An 18,700-nucleotide genomic window follows, 5' to 3' on the forward strand; every position below is an offset into this window, starting at 1 on the left:
GGCATGGAGGAGGCTCGGCTCAAAGTGATTCTCGCAACTGGGAAGTGAATCGATGATAGAACAATCTGAAGCGTTTTAGCACACAGAAATTCGCTGGGACGCTCACATCGACTGCTCGTTCGAGAGAAGGAAATTGTAACACATTCGTATGCAAGACTTCATCAGCGTTACTGCCGATGCGGGGCGGGGGCACCCTTCAAAAAGACCTCTTTGCGCGCGTAGCACCCCGAGTTAACCCGCGTTTGGTGCCAACGATTCGTCTTTGGTGCGGCCACGCACCATCTTTATGCAATCGCGCCATTCGACAGTTGATAGATTGAAATAACGACGTTCGCGCCCGCGAAGGCGCTTGAGAGCAGGCCCGCACGCGATCCAATACAGTTCTTCGATTGCATACAATCAAATTTTTATTGCGTACAAACCATTCGAATTATGTTGGCACAAAGTTTGCATAATAGCGTCGATCAGGCACCTCTTTCCGGCGCAGCCTCCCCGAAGCTACCCATCATATGGAAATCATGACGCAACGCACTTTGATTGGCATGTTGACCCCGTCTTCCAACACCATTCTCGAACCCGTCACGTCGGCAATGCTCGCCGGCCTGCCGGACGTCAGCGCGCATTTCGGCCGCTTCCGCGTGACCGAAATCGCGCTGTCCGAACAAGCGCTGGCCCAGTTCAACGACGAGGAAATTCTCAGCGCCGCCGTACTGCTTGCCGACGCGAAGCTCGACGTAATCGGCTGGAACGGCACCTCGTCAGCCTGGCTTGGGTTTGAAGCGGACGAACGCCTGTGCCGCAGCATTACCGAACGCACCGGCATCGCCGCCTGCACCTCGGTGCTCGCGCTCAACGAGATTTTCGCCATGACGGGCGTGCGTCGTTTCGGCCTGGTGACGCCGTATCGTGACGACGTGCAGGCAAAAGTCGTCTCAACGTATGGCGGCGCGGGCTTTGAGTGTGTCGCCGAACGTCATCTGAACAAGCAGGACAATTTTTCGTTTTCGGAAGTCAGCGCGGACACGCTGCGTGAAATGGCGCGCGAAGTCGCGAAGAGCAAACCCGACGCCATTACGATTTTCTGCACCAACTTGCGCGGCGCGCCGCTCGCTGAAGAGCTCGAGGCCGAACTCGGCATCCCCGTGTACGACACCATCTCGACCGTCGTCTGGAAGGCGCTGCGAATGAGCGGCATCGACACATCGCGCGTTAGCGGCTGGGGCAGCCTGTTCCGGGAAGTCGCCTGAGCGACGCGGCGGGCTTCGACCTGGTGATCCGTCACGCGGATATCGCCACGGCGGCCGACCGCTTTAGCGCCGGCATCGGGGTGCTGCCACGCTTTGCCTTGACCGCTATTTATCGGCAGCAGGAAAGGCCTTGCGGGATCGTGCGCCCGGTGATTGCGCGCCGCTTCACACGCTGTTTTATCTCGTACGTATTGTGATTTCCTTGGAGAGCCTGATGTCCGAACGATTTTCCCGTCGCCAATTTCTTCAACGGGCCGGCGCGGGTGCCGCCCTGATGTCGATCGGTTTGCCCCGTTTTGCGATGGCCGCCGGGCTCACGCTTGACGGCATCAAGAAGGCAGGCGTGCTGCGCATCGGCTGCGAAGCGACTTATCCGCCGCTGACCTATCGCGACGCGAGCGGCACCATGATCGGCTACGACGTCGATCTCGCCAACGCGTTTTGCCGCAATCTCGGCGTCAAGGCGCAGTTCATCGACACGGTGTGGTCGGGCGTGATTCCGTCTCTCTACACAAAGAAGTTCGATCTGGTGATGAGCAGCCTGAGCTATACGGTCGAGCGCGAAAAGCACGTGGACTTCTCGGTGCCTTACGTGGAAGCTTCGCAGGCGCTGCTGATTCGCGCGGCGGATCAGAAGAGCGTCACCGGCATTGCCGGCATGAATGGCAAGGTGCTGGGGCTCAAGCTCGGCTCACCGGGTCAGATTCTGGAGCCCAAACTCGACGCGCAATTGAAGGCAGCGGGCGGCGCGGGCTTCAAGGACGTGAAAACGTTCGACGACCACCCGGCCGCTTATATCGCGCTGGCCGAAGGCAAGGTGGATGGCGTGCTCAACACCTTGCCGACGCTTTCGCTCGTCCTTAAGAATGCGCCCGGCAAATATGCGATCGTCAAGGGCATCGGCGCGGATAACTGGGCGGGCATCGCGGCGCGCACCGACGATACCGCGCTGATCGGCTACATCGATCAACAGTTGCATCAGTTCAAAAGCGACGGCACGCTGCATACGCTGCAGCAAAAGTGGTTTGGCTTCGACATGAACTTGCCGGACGCGATTCCGGCGCTTTCCTGAGAGCGCGGCGTCCATGGACTGGAGCATTATCGTCATGGCGCTGCCGATCCTCGCGGTCGGCCTGCTCGCCACGCTCAAGGTCTGCCTCGCGGCGATCGCGATTGGCATCGTGCTCGGCTTCGTATTGGGCTTTGGCGCACTCAGCCGCTTCAGAGCGGTCCGCATCGCCGTGCTGGCCTATGTCGATTTCGTGCGCGGCACACCGCTGCTGGTGCAGATCTTTCTCGTCTACTTTGCGCTGCCGGTCATCGGCATCAACTTCGACGAGTATTGGGCCGGCGTCATCGCGCTCAGCCTGAACGCGGGCGGCTTCATCTGCGAGATCGTGCGGGCCAGCATGCAGTCCGTGGATCGCGGCCAGACCGAGGCCGCGCAATCCATCGGCATGCGGCACGGTCAGATCGTTCTGCACGTACTCTTTCCGCAAGCGTGGCGGCGCATCTTGCCGCCGCTCACCAACGAACTCATCTCGCTGATCAAGGGCTCGGCGCTGCTGTCCGCCATCTCCGTGTATGAACTTACGCACGCCGGGCAGGAAATCATTGCGACGTATTTCTCGCCGTTCGAGATTTTTCTGCTGATCGCCCTCTACTACTACGCGTTGATCTCGGCGCTGGCGTGGCTGTCGCGCTACCTCGAGCGACGACTGCCGCAATATTGACTTCATGAGCTCGGGTTCCCGCATGTCTTCCACCGTTACTGTCTCCGACGTGCCCGCAGCCCCCGCGATGGACGCCGCCGCGCGCGCGCATGCAGGCGCTGCTGCAACGCTGTTGTCCATCGAAGGCCTGCACAAGCGCTTCGGCGACAAGGTCATTCTGCCTTCGGTCTCGCTACAGGTCGAAACTGGCGAGACCGTCGTGCTGATCGGGCCCTCGGGTTCGGGTAAAACGACCCTCCTGCGCTGCCTTAACTTCCTGGAGCGGCCGGACGGCGGCACGATCCGCCTTGGCGGCGAGCGTATCGGGCTGTCGGAGCAAGGCCGCACGCTGCCCGAAGCCGCACTGGCGCGACAGCGCAGCCGCATCGGCTTCGTGTTTCAGCGCTTCAATCTGTTCGCGCATCTGAGTGCACTGGATAACGTCGCCGCCGGCCCTCAGCGCGTGCTGGGGCTGTCACGCGATGCGGCTCGCGCTCGCGCCCAGTTGGCCCTGGAAAAAGTCCATCTCGCGCAACACCTCGGCAAACGGCCGGCGCAACTCTCCGGCGGCCAGCAGCAACGCGTCGCGATTGCCCGCGCGCTCGCGATGGAACCGGAGATGATCCTGTTCGACGAACCGACCTCGGCGCTCGACCCGGAACTTGTCAACGAAGTGCTCGACGTGATGCGCGATCTCGCCACGGCCCGGATGACGATGATGGTCGTGACCCACGAAATGAGCTTCGCGCGCAACGTCGCGCATCGGGTGGTCTTCATGGACGCCGGCGCCGTCGTCGAACAAGGCACCCCCGGCGACGTTTTCGGCCGCCCGCGCGAAGAGCGCACGCGGCGTTTCCTGCAGCACCTGCATACCTGACCTGAACCGGACCACCTGGCTGATGACTGCCTTACCTATCGAATTTGACCTTGACCTGTTGCTGCTGGGCGCCACCGTCGTGACGATGGACCCGGCTCAACCGCTGTTGCACGACGCGGCGATCGGCATTCGCGGCAACCGGCTCGCCTTTGTCGGGCGGGCCCAGGATCTGCCGGTACAGACACGCGCGCGGACCACGCGCCGGCTTGCCGGACGCGTCATCGTGCCCGGCTACGTGAACGTCCACACCCACGCCATTCTGACCATGGTGCGCGGCGTCGCCGAAGACCTGGGCTTCGCGCCCGCCTACACGCCAGGGATTCCCCACGGTCATGACGTGCGCCCGGACGAAGCGATCGCGCTGGCGCGTCTCGGTGCGCTCGAAGCGATGCTGTTCGGCTCGACGCTGATCAACGACACCTACGTCCACGCGGATCTGACCATGGAGGCCATGGCCGAGCTCGGCCTGCGAGTGTATTCATGCGGCCGTCTGCACGACGTCGACTTCTCCGGCGTCGCGGACGGACGCTGGGAATACCATGCCGCGACCGGCGAGCGCACGCTCGACGACGCACTGACGCTGGCCGGCCGCTGGAACCGCAAGCACAACGGGCGCACGGGCGTCCAACTAGCGGTTCATGCGCCTGACACTTGCTCCGACGACTTTCTACGTCTGATCGCCGACGCGGCACGCACGCATGACCTCGGCGTGACGACGCACCTCGCGCAAAGCCGCACCGAAGTCAGCGTGGTAAAGAAGCGTTCGGGTAAAAGCCCCGCGCAGTTGCTGGACGAAGTCGGGCTGCTCAACGAACGCCTGGTAGCGGCGCACTGCCTGTATCTGGACGACGACGACATCGCGCGCGTGGGCCGGGCCGGCATCACCGTGGCGCACATTCCCAAGGGCAACGCGACGGGCGGCACGATGGCGCCTACGCCGCGTCTGCGCGCCGCCGGCGCGCGCATTGCATTGGGCACCGACAACATGCACGCCGACATGACCGAGGTCATGCGCTGGGCGCTGGCTATCGCGCGCATCCAGTTGGGCGAAGTCGCCGCGGACTGGCAACCCGCCGATGCGCTGACCATGGCGACGCACAACGGCGCGCACGCCATGGGACTTGGCGACGAACTCGGCTGCCTCAAGACAGGCTGGCTCGCCGACCTCGCCATCTTCGATTTCCAGCGCGCCCATCTGACTCCCCACCCGAATCCGTTGGGCACGCTGGTGCACACGGGACTTGGGCGTGATGTCGAGATGGTCGTCGTGGACGGGGAGATCGTGGTGGACGGCGGCATCCCCACCCGTTGCGACGCCGATGCCGTCATTGCGGCTGGAAAACACGCCGCCACGCAACTCTGGAAGAGGGCTAGCGCATGAGCACCGCGCACAGTATCGATTCGCAGTCGAAGCACGGCGCAGCGGGCGCGGGCCTTGCGGCCTCGCAGGCACGCGCCTCGCAAACCGGTGCCGCCGTGCAGATGCGCGGCATCCGGCATCGTTTCGGCGCCGTGCCGGTGATCGAAGACGTCACGCTTGAAATTGCCCCAGGCGAGCTGGTTGCGTTGCTCGGTCCATCGGGCTGTGGCAAGAGCACGCTGCTGCGCATTCTCGCCGGTCTGCAGGTGCAGTCCGAGGGTGAAGTACAGGTTGACGGCCAACGCGTGGACGGCCTCGCGCCGCGCCAACGCGGCGTGGGCATCGTGTTCCAGAACTATGCGCTGTTTCCGCACATGACGGTCGCCGCCAATGTGGCCTACGGTCTGGAAGCCAACGGCGTCGCGCGTCGCGATGCTGCTCACAAGGCCATGCAGATGCTTGAGATGGTCCGCATGCAAGCCTTTGCGAAGCGCTATCCGCGCGAGTTGTCGGGCGGTCAGCAGCAACGCGTGGCACTGGCCCGCACGCTTGCCGTCGAGCCGCGCATCCTGCTGCTGGACGAGCCTTTCGCGGCACTCGACAAAAACCTGCGGCTCGATATGCAAATCGAAATCCGCCGTCTCCAGCGCGAACTGAATATCACGACCGTGATGGTGACGCACGATCAGGAAGAGGCGATGAGCATGGCCGACCGGGTCGCCGTGCTCAATCGCGGGCGGCTCGAACAATACGACTCGGCGGTCGCGATCTACGATCAGCCCGCCACGCCCTTCGTCGCCACCTTCGTCGGCACGGCGAATCTGCTGCCGGTCACCTTGCGCGTGCACGGCAGCGAATGCCTCGCCAGCTTCGACGATGGCGCCGCGCTGGCCGTGGCTCATCCCGGCCCGTGGCGCGATGCCGGTGCGGCGCTGCTGGCGGTTCGCCCGGAGCAATGGGCGTGGCAGTTGCCGCAGCCCGGCGCCGGCGCGCCTCAGTTGCTGGCTACCGTGCAACTGGCCATGCCGATCGGTCCCACGCTCATGGTCGATCTGCAGACCGATGCCGGCCCGGCCGTGAAGATTTCCGTGCCGCGCGCCGAGGGTGCCGGTTTGCGCCCCGGCTTGCGCGTCGCGCTCGATTTCAAGCCGGGTGCACGGGTACGGACATTCAAGGCGCCCCAACCCGGTACCGCAGGGGTTTAGCGCATGGTCACGATCGTCCTGATTCAACGCGCCGCCCGCTTCAGCATCGCCCGTTCATCCTGTTCAACTATCCTTCCTGAGGTCCTATGTCGCTGATCGATCACCAACGCCGCAAGCTCCTGCAACTGATGGGCGCAGCGGGGGCCGTCGGCCTGTCGCTCGGCAGCCCGCTTGCCATGGCTGCGTCCGAATCCCTCGCCGCCACCACGTTTCCCGGTGCGTGGGAAGAATCGCAACGCAAGCTCCTGTTGCCCGCGTTTCGCAAGGCAGCGGGCGTGAGCGCCGTGCTCACGGCGTCGCAAGCGGTCGACACGCTGACCAAGCTGGTGGCCGCGCGCAACAACCCGCCGTTCGACGTGGTCATGATGGACGAGGGTCCCTAACTGCAGGGCATCGCGCAAGGCGTGTTCGAACCCATTCCGGCGGCCCGGGTGCCGAACCTGGCGAATCTGCCCGCGCACTTCATCGACCCGAAAGGTCTGGGCGCCTATGTGTCCGCGCAGGTCTACGGCATTGCGTACAACACGGAACGTGTGAAGGCCACGCCGAAATCCTGGAACGATCTGCTCAAGCCCGAATTCAAGGGCCGCGTCGGCCTCGTGAGTCTCGATTCCACGCTAGGCACCGTATGGATGGTGGCGCTCGCCAAGATGCTGGGCGGCGACGAAGATCACATGGACCCGGCGTTCGATTACATCAAGCGTCTGATGCCGAACGTCGGTGCGGTGGCCGCCAATCCCGGCGCGCTCGGCACGTTGTTCCAGCAAGGTCAGGTGGATATTGCCTGCCACTACATCAACAACGTGGAGTCGCTCAAGGCCAAGGGCGTGCCGGTTGCGCTCGCGCGCCCCGACAGCAACTGGGGCATCGTGCGCAGCACGATGAACATCGTGAAGAACACCCGGGCGGCGGATCTCGCCGCGGCGTATATCAACACCGCGTTGAGTGTCGAAGTGCAGCAACAGATGACGAGCGCGCCCTACTACGTCGCGCCGACCAACACAAAAGTGCCGTTCGGTGCGGCGCTCGCCGCGATCGCTCACAACGCCAATGACATGACGTCGTTCGTGCAGGTCGATTGGGCACGTATCAATCCGCGCCGCGCGGAATATATCGACCGTTTCAATCGTCTGGTCAAGGTCTGACGCATCATGAACGCGAATCACCGGATGCCGCGCGACTGGCTGCTCGTGTTGCCATTGGGCCTGTTCTTCATCGCGTTCGTGGGCGTGCCGCTCCTGCTCGTCGCGCTGATCAGCCTGCACAACGACACCGCCATGACGCATTTCGGCATTCGCCAATACATGGTGTTCTTTGGCGACAGCTATAACCGCGGCATCCTCTGGCAAACGCTCTGGCTTGGTGTGGCAACCACGCTGGTGACGATCGTGCTCGGCTATCCGGTTGCGCATCTGTACGTGGTGAGCCCGCCGCGCTGGCGGCGCGTGCTGATCGTGCTGATCCTGCTGCCGCTTCTGACCAGTTCGGTGGTGCGCACGTTTGCGTGGGTCGTGATTCTCGGCAATGAAGGGCTGGTCAACGCGCTGCTGATGGCGCTCGGACACACCGGCCAACCGGTCAAGCTCCTGTACACGCCGCTGGCGGTGATCCTCTCGCTTGCGCAGATCGAATTGCCGTTGATGGTGTTGCCGCTCGTCACCACGCTCACTTCGCTCGACACGCGCTTGCCCGAGGCGTCGCATGCGCTGGGCGCCAGCAGCTGGCGCACATGGTGGAAGATCACCGTGCCGCTTGCGATGCCGGGTTTGCTCAGCGGAACCTTGCTGGTGTTTACCGGCGCGGTCAGCGCGTTCGTGGTTCAAACCCTGGTGGGCGGCGGCCAGCTGATGTACATGCCGTTCTACATCTACGAACAGGCCATCCAGACGCAGAACTATCCGTTTGCAGCGGCGCTTGCCGTGATTCTGCTGGTGAGCGTGCTGCTCGTCGTGACCTTGCTCAACTATTTCGGCCGCAAGACCAGAGGGTTCGTCCATGGCTAAATCCACGCTTGCCGCGCCGGGGGTCATGCCAGCGCGCCGCTCCCAACCGGGCCGCCTGTCGTTCAATGCGGTGCTGGGATTATTGGGTGGCATCGGCCTGTTGATGCTGATCGGGCCCACGTTGATCGTCCTGGTGACGTCGCTCACGTCGGGCTACTCGCTGAAGTTTCCGCCGCCGGGGCTGTCAATGCGCTGGTATGCAGCGCTGATCTTCGATTCGCCGGAGATTATCGACGACCTGCTGTTGAGCCTGAAGCTGGCCGCCGCGGCGACTGTCTGCGCGACCGTGCTGGCGGTCGCCGCGGCGGTGACGCTCGCGCGCCGCCGCACGTTCGCCGCGCGACTGCTCGATTCCTTTTTCATGGCGCCGCTGACCATTCCGTCGCTCGCGCTGGGGCTCGGTATCCTGATCCTGTTCAATCTCGAAAGCGCCGGGCTCTCGTTCTACAGTCTGCTCGCCGGACATATCGCGCTGTGCGCACCGTATGTGCTGTACACGACCTCGGCCAGTTATGCGCAGCTCGATCCGGCGCTGCTCGACAGCTCGAAATGCCTCGGCGCCGGCGGCTGGTTCACGTTCCGCCGCGTCGTACTGCCGGCACTGGTACCGGGCATTGCGTCGGGGGCGTTCATTGCGTTCATGAATTCGTTCGATAACGTCGCGCTGTCGCTGTTCCTGTCGGACGCACGATCCGAAGTGCTGCCCATCCACCTGTGGCATATCATCGAAGACAGCCTCGACGTGCGGGCGGCCGCGGCCTCGGGCGTGCTGATCGTCGCTACCTTGATTTCCATGTTGCTGATGGAGCGGCTCGCCGGCTTGTCGCGGCAGTTTCGCTAGCCGCCGCAGTCCACCCTTCCTTCGATTTGTCAGAAACTGTGCGCAAGATACTTTCCAACGTCAGGGCATTACACGGCACCGACCAGCATTACGAACCGCGGCGCGTCGACGTCGTGATTGAAGGCGAACGCATTGCCGCCATCGTGCCGGGCGGTAGCGCGACCGACGGCGAACGCATACCGCTCGACGACTGCCTGCTGGTGCCGGGGCTCATCAATGGTCATCAACATTCGCATGAGCATTTTCACAAGGGCCGGCTTGAAAACCTGCCGCTCGAATTGTGGATGCATTACGTGCGCGCGCCGCGCCCGGTCAAGCTGACGCCGCGCCAGATCTATCTGCGCACGCTGATCGGCGCGCTCGAATCGCTGCGCAGCGGCACCACCACCCTCGTCGACGACGTGAGCCTCGGTCAGACGATCGACCCCGCCGCGGTCGAAGCCATCTTCCAGGCCTACGAGGACGCGGGAATCCGCGCGCTGGTCGGATTTTCGATGATGGATCGCGCGATCGTCGATAACTTCCCGGGAGTCGACAGCATTTTCCCGCCCGCCCTGCTCGCGCAGCTGCGCGCGCAACCGCGACCTTCGCCCGATGCGTTCTTCGCGCTGCTGGAAAGCGAGTTGGCACGTCACCATCCGCAGCACGACCGGGTGGGCATGGTAATCGCGCCTTCGGCGCCGCAGCGCTGCACGCCGGAATTTCTCGCGCGTTGCCGTGAATTCGCCGACACCCATGATCTGCCGGTCATCATCCATGTTCAGGAAACACGCTTGCAGGTGGTGACGGCGCAAGCCTTCTATGGCAAGCCGATGGTGATGCGCCTCGCCGAGCTGGGATTTCTGCGGCCGGGAACCTCGCTCATCCACGCGGTCTGGTTGTCGGACGCTGAGATCGAGTGCCTTGCTCAATCCGGTGCGAGTGCGCAACACAATCCATGGAGCAATCTGATGCTCGGCTCCGGTGTGCAACCGGTGCGTGCGCTGCTCGACGCAGGGGTCAACGTGAGTCTCGGCTCCGACGGTTGCGCGTCGACGGTCACCGTCAACATGCTCAACGTGATGGGCAGCGCCGCGGCCGTGTCGAAAATACGCGGCGACGACTATTCGCGATGGCTGTCCGCAGCCGAGGCGCTGCATGCGGGGACGATTGGCGGCGCGACGGCGCTCGGACTAGGCGGCCAGCTCGGCGCAATCGAGCCGGGTTATCGCGCCGACCTGGTCGCCTACCGGACCGATGCGATCAGCTTCACGCCGCTAGCCGATCCAGTGCGGCAACTGGTATACGCCGAGCGCGGCGCCGCGATCGACAGCGTGTTTGTGGCGGGCGAGGCAGTCATGCGGAACGGACGGCTTACGCGCGTCGATGAAGCTGCGCTGCTGCGCGAGATCAATCGCGCTTACGAGTCGCTTGGCGCGGAGTTCGACCTCGCCGACGAATCGGTCGCGCCGCTGCGTGCGGAGATGGAGAAGGTCTACGCGCGCGCGCAGGCGCTGCAGGCCAACTGGCGACCTCACTCGGCGAAGCTATCGTCGTAACAGGCCTGGCTGTCATTTGATCGTGAGTCCTGCTTTTCTCAGCCCGGCAAGCAGCAGGAATTTGCAGCCCCATCGCTTCGATAAGACAACGCGCTTCCCTCAAGTCCGACACGGCATCGGTCGGACTTGAGGACGGCACGATGATTGTTTCTCCCGGCAAGCCGGCAGAGCGGACCTGCGCCGCGCGACGCAGCGGCGCAGGTCGTCAGAAGCAGTGGTCAGAAGCAGTGGTCAGAAGCGGTGCATTAACGCGACGCGATAAACCATCTGGTTTTCGCTGGATGACATACCGGCGTCCGCCACGTTCGACGCAAAGTCAAAGTCCGTACCCGTATGTGCGCTGACGACGTGCTGGTATGCACCTTGCACATAAACGGATGTCTGGCTGGACAAGTCGTAGTCGAGTGTCAGCGTGAGCTGATGCCATTTGGGATTGAATGACCCGACGCTCGATGCCAGTCGCGCGTCCGTAAACGTATAGGCGGTGCCTAGCCAAAAGTTCGGCCGAAAGAAGTACTGGTCCTTGATTTCGAAGTTGTCGAACTTCCAGGAGTTCCACGTACCGCCGGCAGGGCCCGTATTCGACGTGAAGTAGGCGTTGGCCGTGGGGTCGTACACGTCGACATGCGAGTAGACGAAGGCCAGCAGCGTCTTCGAGAACTTATACGACACTCCGGCGCCGTAGTTCTGTTCCGAAGAACCCGTGAACAACGTATCGCCGACCACGGCACCGGACGCGTTCGCTCCGGGGTGATTGATCTTCATATACGATGCCGCCGCCGTCAGCCCGCCATTCTGATAGTTGAGGCTGCCACCATAGAGGCTGTTGTTAGAGAACCCGCCGGCCTCGTTGCTGAACGCATACATGCCCTCGGCGGTGAGCCCCCGGTAAGTAGGGCTCACGTACTTGACGGAATTGTTCGGGCGGAAGTCCCAGTCCGCGTTGTCGTTGTCGAACGGGTGCGCCGCGAGATCCCCGCCCCAGTTACCCGCCGCCGTGAGGGCGCCGAAGCTGTTGCCGTCCGAGGTCGGATCGTATTGGCGGCCGAGCGTCAACGTGCCGTACCGGTCGGAAGCGAGGCCGACAAATGCCTGGCGGCCGAATTCGCGTGAATCCTGGCCCAATGCCCCGTTGCTGGCATTGAACCCATTCTCCAACTGGAAAATCGCCCGATAGCCTCCACCGAGATCTTCGCTGCCTTTCACGCCCCAGCGACTGCCGTAAAAGTCGCCGCTCTTCATTTGATAGGCGCTGTGGCCCTGCGCGTTACTGGTGAAGTTAAGGCCCTCGTCGATCAATCCATAAAGCGTGACGCTGCTCTGGGCATGGGCTGCACTGGCAAGCAGCATGGCGGGGATAAATAGCCATAGACGTTTTTTTTGCTGCAATTTCATGACGTTCCTTCTACTACGTGGTGAATGTCCTGTCGCCAACTACTTCGGTGCAACGAGAAGTTGAAGAGAAAGTTGAATCCACAACGCAATGATCATGCCAACATTATTATGGCTATTTGTATGCAAAGTTGGATGTCCTGGTACGCAATGAAGAGGGGCATTGACGGCATCGGGCAGGTGTCGATACGTCAAGCCAGGAATGCATCAGGGGCTTTTCGAAAATCCCACCGACAGTGCAATGCGGCACCAGCGCAGCGCGAAGTGCGAGAGTAAGGGGCGCAAGCTTGCAGCTGCCTTTTATCGTATTTCAGCGGTCATTCAGCCGGTCGCGCCCACGCACGCATCACCCTACTCGCGCGTAATACAGATTCTGCGGGTGCCTGGCTTCGGCGAAGAAAAACCACCGCTCCGCAACCAGCCCTGCATACTGCACAAGACACGCAGCTGCCAGCAAAGTCAGCGACACGCCGATCGAATGCAGTCCCGCGCCTAGCGCGATCAATACGATAGGCACAAGAAACGCCGTCGCCAGAAAGCCCCACTTGACGCTGCGCAGTGTCCCCGCCGATTTACCGTGAAAGAACTCGCGCAGGTTGAACGCGCCGGCGGTAAAGCCGCGCGAGACCTGCACGAGCTTCGGGTTCTTGATGCCCGTCGCGCTCTGTACGGTCGACTTCGGCCGCAAGCGCGCATTGCGCACGAGCGACGCCGAGCGGCTCGCGCAACCGGCGAGCGTCAGCACGCAGGCACAGATCGCAAGCCCTGCTGTCAGCTCGGGTGCGAACCACGCGGTCAGCGCCGTCGCCAGCGTGAACCCGGACGCGCAGCCTAGCAGCACGAAGTTGACCAGCGTGAGCGGCGTGGCCCATTCCTGCAGAAAACGCAGGCATGCGTAGATCATCGCCGTGCAGACGAACAGCACGGCACTCGCCAGCACGCCGAGCCAACCTATTGCCATCGACCACGGCGCGCCGAACCAGTGTGCGACACCGTAGAAGAACGCACAGGCGAGAAACGCCGGCAGGCACAGACATTCACGCGACAGCCACGAGGTCCGCCACATCGCGATCGCACGCCACGCGCGCTCCGGATGCCCAAGATGGAAGAACGAGGCAATCAGTCCGAGCCCGCCCAGCACGAGCGTCAAGCCCGCGCCGGTGACATAGAACACGTCCGGCGGCGCCGTGACGAGCCCGAGATGCGCGGCCGTCTCCACGCCGACGAGCGCGATCAGCAAACCCTGCGCCGCGCCACTCAGCGTAGTGAGAAAAACCACTGAAAAAGCGGGATTCATCGTGAAGTCCTTTAGATGCGGTGGATGGTTTCAATGCCTTAAATGCGCGTCGCCATCGACGCAAGATGCAGTTCGCCGTGCTCGAGTTGCGCGTCGAGCGATTCAGGCATTTCCAGCGCCGTACCCGCGTCTTTGCACGAGCACGCACCGCTGCCGCAACCGGATGCCAGGGTTGTCGCGCGCGGCAAATAGTGGTTCGCCGGACGCGTGTTCCATTCGGGCATCAACTGATAACCGCCGCGCTCCTCGATCGCCTTCGACACCACCGACTCCGGATCGTGGATATCGCCGAACAGCCGCGCTGAAGTCGGGCACGCGAGCACGCATGCCGGTTGACGATCGCGTTCGGAGAGGTTTTCATCGTGAATCCGATCGACGCACAGCGTGCATTTGGTCATCTCCTTACGCGACTCGTCGAGTTCGCGCGCGCCGTACGGGCACGCCCACGCGCAGTATTTGCAGCCGATGCATTTGTCGAAGTCGACCAGTACGAGGCCGTCTTCCTTGCGCTTGTAGCTCGCGCCGGTCGGGCACACCGGCACGCACGGCGGGTCCTCGCAGTGCAAACATGACTTCGGAAAGTGGATCGTCTCGGCGTTCGGGTAGCTACCGGCTTCGAAGCTCTGCACGCGATTGAAGAACGTGCCGGAAGGATCGGCGTCGTACGGATTCAGATCGGCGAGACTGCCCGACTCGCCCGACGTATTCCACTCCTTGCAACTCGTCACGCAAGCCTGGCACCCCACGCACACGTTCAGGTCGATCACCAATGCCATCTGAGTCATGAATCGCTCCTTGCTGCTATTTACGGCCCGCTCTTTACGTGCCCCTACTTACGCCCCACGGCACCACGCAGCCGCGCCGCGAATTCGCCGCGTCCCGCGAAGTAAGTCTGGACGACCCGCGAGATCACCCCGTTCGATCCCGGCAACGCCGGCATCGCGTCGAACTGCGGCAGCGTATGCCGCGCGTCCGCCTCCGCCGGATAGATCCGCACCCGCACGTCGTACCACGCGGCCTGACCCGTCACCGGGTCCGAATTCGAGAGGCGTGCGGCCGCTTCGTCGCGACCGGGCAACTCGTCGGTGATGAGGTGATTGAGCAGGAAGCCACGCTGCGATTCGTTCGCCCCGGCTCCAAGATTCCACGCGCCCGAGGCCTTGCCGATCGCGTTCCAGGTCCATACCGTTCCCGGCTCCACGGTCTCGCTAAAGCGCGCCATGCAGCGCACCCGGCCCCATTGCGATTCGGCATAGATCCAGCTGCCGTCCGCGATACCGTTTTCGGCCGCCATCAGCGGATTCATGTAGAGATAGTTCTCGCCATGAATCTGCCGCAGCCACGCGTTCTGCGAGTCCCACGAGTGATACATCGCCATGGGCCGTTGCGTCACGGCCGCGAGCGGAAAGCGCGCGAGATCGGTGGAATCGCTTTCGAGCGGCGCATACCAGAACGGCAAGGGATCGAAATACTTCTCGACCCGCGCCCGCAGATGATCGGGCGGCTGTCTGCCGCTCCTGCGGCCTTGCGCGGCGAGCCTGAACTTCTGCATGACGTCGGAGTACAGCTGGATCAGGATCGGTTCGCTGAATTTGCGGAAGCCTTTTTCCACCGCCCAGTCGAGATACGGTCCATTGCAGTTGCGCATGTATTGCAGCGCCTCGGGCAACCGGTAATGGAACACGCAGTTGTTCTTTGCGTACTGCTCCCATTGATTCGGATTCGGCTCGCCCACCAGCGCCTTGTCGCCGTCCTTGCCGCGCCAGCCGATCAGAAAGCCGACGCCGGAATCCGGCGTCGTGGTGTGATTGACGACGAAGTCGGGATAGTCGCGAAAGCGCCGCGTGCCTTCGGCGGTAGTGAAGGCGGGAAACTTCAGCCGCGAAGCAAGTTCGATCAGCACTTCCTGGAATGGCTTGCATTCGCCCGTCGGCGGCACGACCGGCACACGCACGGAATCCACCGGACCGTCGAATTCGGAGATCGGCCGGTCGAGCATCGACATCGCGTCGTGCCGCTCGAGATAGGTCGTGTCCGGCAGGATCAGATCGGCGAACGCCGTCATCTCCGACTGGAACGCGTCGCACACCACCAGAAACGGAATCTTGTACTCGCCGTTCGCGTGCTTGTCGGCAAGCATCTCGCGCACCTTCACGGTGTTCATCGACGAATTCCACGCCATGTTGGCCATGAAGATCAGCAACGTGTCGACAGGATACGGATCGCCGCGCCACGCGTTGGTGATCACGCTATGCATCAGGCCGTGCACGGCGAGCGGATACTCCCAGGAGAAGGCCTTGTCGATGCGAACCGGGCCGCCGTGTTCGTCGATGAACAGATCTTCCGGCGCGGCGGGCCAGCCGAGCGGGCCGCTTGCCAGCGGTGTATTCGGCTTGACGGCGTCGGGGCTGTTCGGCGGTTTGGCCGATGGCGGCACCGCGCGGGGAAACGGTGACTTATGACGAAAACCGCCGGGGCGGTCGATCGTACCGAGCAGCGACATCAGCACCGCCAGCGCGCGGATCGACTGGAAACCGTTGGAATGCGCGGCCAGCCCGCGCATGGCGTGAAACGCGACCGGGTTGCCGGCGACGCTCTCGTGGGTCTCGCCCCACGCGTCGGTCCAGCGGATCGGCAGCGTGATCCGGTGATCGCGGCTGGTCTGGATCATTTCACCCGCGAGGCGGCGAATCGTGTCCGCGGCAATCCCGGTGATCTCAGCCGCCCACTCGGGCGTGCAGTCGGCTACGCGTTCACGCAGTAACGCGAACGACGGCGTAACCGGCGTGCCGTCCTCGAGCGTATAGCGGCCCTCCAGTGCCGGGGTAACGCCGCGCGCATGATGCGGCACGGCGCGCGCGGCCTGAGCATCCCACCAGAGATGATTCTGCGGAAACAGCGGATTGCCGACAGGCTGGTCCGGGTCACGCACGAACAGGCCGAAGTTCTCGCTTTGCTCGTCGAGATCGACGAGTTCCGCCGCGTTCGTATAGCGCTGCACGAACTCGTGATCCCACGCGTCGGCCGCGATCAGTTCGTGCAGGAACGCCATGAACAGTGCGCCGTCGGTGCCGGGTTTGATCGGCACCCATTCGTCGGCAATCGCCGCGTAGCCGGTGCGGATCGGATTGATCGCGATGAAGCGTCCACCCGCGCGCTTGAACTTCGAAATAGCGATCTTGAGCGGATTCGAATGATGGTCTTCCGCCGTGCCGATCATGAAGAAGAGTTTGGCGCTGTCGAGATCGGGGCCGCCGAATTCCCAGAATGAGCCGCCAATCGTATAGATCATGCCGGCCGCCATGTTGGCCGAGCAGAAACCGCCGTGCGCCGCGTAATTAGGCGTACCGAACTGTTTGGCGAAGAGGCCGGTGAGCGCCTGCATCTGGTCGCGGCCGGTAAACAGCGCGAACTTCCTGGGATCCGTGGCGCGAATCGTGGCGAGGCGCTTTTCGAGCACGTCGAACGCAACCTCCCACGACACCGGTTCGAACTGCGCACTGCCCCGCTCCGCGCCCGCCTTGCGCATCAGCGGCTGGGTCAGGCGCGCGGGCGAATACTGCTTCATGATGCCCGAGGCACCCTTGGCGCAGATCACCCCCTGATTGAGCGGATGCTCCGGATTGCCGTCGATATAGCGCACCTCGCCTTCGCGCAAATGCACGCGAATGCCGCAGCGGCACGCGCACATGTAGCAGGTGGTGGTCTTGATCTCGAGTCGTTCGTCCTGAGTGCGGGCGTGGTGTTCCATGCGGATCTCCGTCGCTGCGACGGTGGTGTCGAAGCGGTTGGTTCAATACCAGCCATCCTATTCGCCACCGGGCCACAAGGGAAATCGCCATTTATGAGAGAAACTATCCGCTGCGCTGATGGTTTCAATTGGCCTTCAAGACGTCAGATCGGCGTCAACACCGGCTCGCCGGCGAAATGGCGCTGGGCGTTCGCCAGGAAATTGTCGATCGAGGCCGTGATCGCCTCCGGCGAGCGGCCGCCCACGTGCGGTGTCAGGACCACGTTGCGCAGCGTCAGCAAGGCTTCGGGCGGATGCGGCTCGCCTTCGTAGACGTCGAGACCCGCGCCGGCAATCGCGCCGGCCGTCAGCGCGTCCGCTAAAGCAGCGGTATCCACCACGCTGCCGCGCGACACGTTGACCAGGAAACCGTCCGCTCCGAGTGCCTCCAGCACCGCCTTGCCGATCAGATGACGCGTGCCGGCGCCGCCGGGCGTCGCTATCACCAGAAAATCGCACCACTGCGCGAGACCCTCCACGCTGTCGAAATAGCGCAGCGGCGAGCCTTCACGCGGTTTGCGGTTGTGATAGCCGATTTCCATATCGAATCCGGCACCCCGCCGCGCGACCTTCTCGCCGATATTGCCGAGCCCAACGAGGCCCAGGCGCTTGCCGGACACATTCGGACGCATCGGCAAGGTATCGCGCCAGGCGCCCTTGCGGGTGTCCTGATCGAGTTGCGGCACGTCGCGCACCACTGCGAGCAGCAACGCGAATGCGTGATCGGCCACGCAGTCGGCATTGGTGCCCGAGCCGTTGACGAGGACGATGCCGCGCTCGCGGGCGTGGTCGAGGGCGAGGTTTTCATAGCCGGCGCCGAGCGCGCTGACAAATTCGAGCTGCGGCATCTGGTCGATTTCAGTGGCGCTCAATCCGGTCGTGCCATTGGTCAACACAGCACGGATCGTCTTGCCATGCGCGGCGATCGCGGCGCTCCGCTGGGTGGCATCGGCGGCATGGACGACCTCGAAAGCGGTCTCGAGAGCGGCGCGGCTTGCATCTTTCAAAGGGATAAGAACCAGCAGGGATGGCTTCATGACGGGCGTTTTTTCTTTGAGCGGTGACGGACGGGAGGCACGACGCGTGAGTGTAACAAGGCTCCCGCAGCCCTGCCGGTAAGCGATCCCGGGCGCCAGGCCGCGGCGGGACGGTTGCGCAAACGGGACGCGTCCTGACGCGTCGAGCGTCTTTCTTTTGAGCCGGCCCGAAGCCGCATTAAAATAGCCCGAACTCCGACCACGGGAATCTCATGCTGGACATCCTCCCAAGCGGCTCAGCGCCCGCCAACGACGCCCCGAAGCAAGTCCCCTTGGGAGACGATTCCGAAATGTTCGAACTCGCGCCTGTCTCGCTCTGGCTCGAAGACTTCAGCGGTGTGCGCGCGCTGTTCAACGCATGGCGGGCCCAAGGCGTGACAGATCTGCGCGCCCATTTCGCG

At 63.1% G+C, this 18,700-nt stretch carries 16 protein-coding genes and 1 pseudogene; 12 read left to right on the forward strand and 5 right to left on the reverse strand.

All coding sequences use genetic code 11. The features are described from left to right. The first annotated feature begins 518 nt into the window (after window positions 1–518). The 11 genes from QOC89_RS30120 (at window position 519) to QOC89_RS30170 (ending at window position 10,783) form a co-directional block, all read left to right on the forward strand. Entirely contained in the window at window positions 519–1,247 is a 729-nt protein-coding gene (locus QOC89_RS30120) for an aspartate/glutamate racemase family protein (RefSeq protein ID WP_323048377.1), read from the forward strand. Window positions 1,248–1,461: 214 nt separating this feature from the next. After that, the gene (locus QOC89_RS30125; RefSeq protein WP_323048378.1) at window positions 1,462–2,319 is read left to right on the forward strand and encodes a transporter substrate-binding domain-containing protein; all 858 of its coding nucleotides are present in this window, start codon (window positions 1,462–1,464) and stop codon (window positions 2,317–2,319) included. 13 nt (window positions 2,320–2,332) lie between these two features. After that, window positions 2,333–2,980 carry an amino acid ABC transporter permease gene (locus tag QOC89_RS30130; RefSeq protein ID WP_323048379.1) on the forward strand — a complete coding sequence of 216 codons (648 nt, stop codon included), beginning with the start codon at window positions 2,333–2,335 and terminating at the stop codon, window positions 2,978–2,980. Between the two features lie 22 nt (window positions 2,981–3,002). Then, window positions 3,003–3,836 carry an amino acid ABC transporter ATP-binding protein gene (locus tag QOC89_RS30135; protein WP_323048380.1) on the forward strand — a complete coding sequence of 278 codons (834 nt, stop codon included), beginning with the start codon at window positions 3,003–3,005 and terminating at the stop codon, window positions 3,834–3,836. A gap of 22 nt (window positions 3,837–3,858) precedes the next feature. Next, a complete protein-coding gene (locus tag QOC89_RS30140; RefSeq protein ID WP_323048381.1) occupies window positions 3,859–5,217 on the forward strand; it encodes an amidohydrolase family protein in 1,359 nt (452 codons plus the stop codon). After that, window positions 5,214–6,401, forward strand: a complete 1,188-nt coding sequence (locus tag QOC89_RS30145) for an ABC transporter ATP-binding protein (protein WP_323048382.1) — start codon at window positions 5,214–5,216, stop codon at window positions 6,399–6,401. The genes QOC89_RS30140 and QOC89_RS30145 overlap by 4 nt, the downstream gene beginning before the upstream one ends. Window positions 6,402–6,487: 86 nt before the next feature. Beyond that, a complete protein-coding gene (locus tag QOC89_RS30150) occupies window positions 6,488–6,784 on the forward strand; it encodes a hypothetical protein (RefSeq protein WP_323048383.1) in 297 nt (98 codons plus the stop codon). A gap of 21 nt (window positions 6,785–6,805) precedes the next feature. Next, window positions 6,806–7,546: an extracellular solute-binding protein gene (locus QOC89_RS30155; RefSeq protein WP_323048384.1), complete on the forward strand. Its 741-nt coding sequence runs from the start codon at window positions 6,806–6,808 to the stop codon at window positions 7,544–7,546. 6 nt (window positions 7,547–7,552) lie between these two features. After that, on the forward strand, window positions 7,553–8,404 hold the full coding sequence (locus tag QOC89_RS30160; RefSeq protein ID WP_323048385.1) for an ABC transporter permease: 852 nt from the start codon (window positions 7,553–7,555) through the stop codon (window positions 8,402–8,404). Further along, a complete protein-coding gene (locus QOC89_RS30165; protein WP_323048386.1) occupies window positions 8,397–9,245 on the forward strand; it encodes an ABC transporter permease in 849 nt (282 codons plus the stop codon). Before QOC89_RS30160 ends, QOC89_RS30165 begins: the two co-directional genes overlap by 8 nt. Before the next feature lie 38 nt (window positions 9,246–9,283). Beyond that, entirely contained in the window at window positions 9,284–10,783 is a 1,500-nt protein-coding gene (locus QOC89_RS30170) for an amidohydrolase family protein (RefSeq protein WP_323048387.1), read from the forward strand. A gap of 231 nt (window positions 10,784–11,014) precedes the next feature. On the opposite strand, the gene QOC89_RS30175 is transcribed toward QOC89_RS30170, so the two are convergent. The 5 genes from QOC89_RS30175 to QOC89_RS30195 form a co-directional block, all read right to left on the reverse strand. Next, the gene (locus QOC89_RS30175; RefSeq protein ID WP_323048388.1) at window positions 11,015–12,178 is read right to left on the reverse strand and encodes a porin; all 1,164 of its coding nucleotides are present in this window, start codon (window positions 12,176–12,178) and stop codon (window positions 11,015–11,017) included. Window positions 12,179–12,521: 343 nt separating this feature from the next. Then, on the reverse strand, window positions 12,522–13,472 hold the full coding sequence (locus tag QOC89_RS30180; RefSeq protein WP_323048389.1) for a dimethyl sulfoxide reductase anchor subunit family protein: 951 nt from the start codon (window positions 13,470–13,472) through the stop codon (window positions 12,522–12,524). A 38-nt stretch (window positions 13,473–13,510) separates the two neighbouring features. Then, the gene (locus tag QOC89_RS30185; RefSeq protein ID WP_323048390.1) at window positions 13,511–14,257 is read right to left on the reverse strand and encodes a 4Fe-4S dicluster domain-containing protein; all 747 of its coding nucleotides are present in this window, start codon (window positions 14,255–14,257) and stop codon (window positions 13,511–13,513) included. Between the two features lie 44 nt (window positions 14,258–14,301). Continuing rightward, on the reverse strand, window positions 14,302–17,223 hold the full coding sequence (locus tag QOC89_RS30190) for a molybdopterin-dependent oxidoreductase (RefSeq protein WP_323048391.1): 2,922 nt from the start codon (window positions 17,221–17,223) through the stop codon (window positions 14,302–14,304). A gap of 143 nt (window positions 17,224–17,366) precedes the next feature. Beyond that, window positions 17,367–18,299: a 2-hydroxyacid dehydrogenase gene (locus QOC89_RS30195; RefSeq protein WP_323048392.1), complete on the reverse strand. Its 933-nt coding sequence runs from the start codon at window positions 18,297–18,299 to the stop codon at window positions 17,367–17,369. A 212-nt stretch (window positions 18,300–18,511) separates the two neighbouring features. Here QOC89_RS30195 and QOC89_RS30200 point away from each other — a divergent pair. Next, window positions 18,512–18,700 (forward strand): annotated as a pseudogene (locus tag QOC89_RS30200) (hypothetical protein); the annotation flags it as partial.

The sequence above is a fragment of the Paraburkholderia sp. genome (assembly GCF_034668105.1).
Lineage (GTDB): Bacteria > Pseudomonadota > Gammaproteobacteria > Burkholderiales > Burkholderiaceae > Paraburkholderia.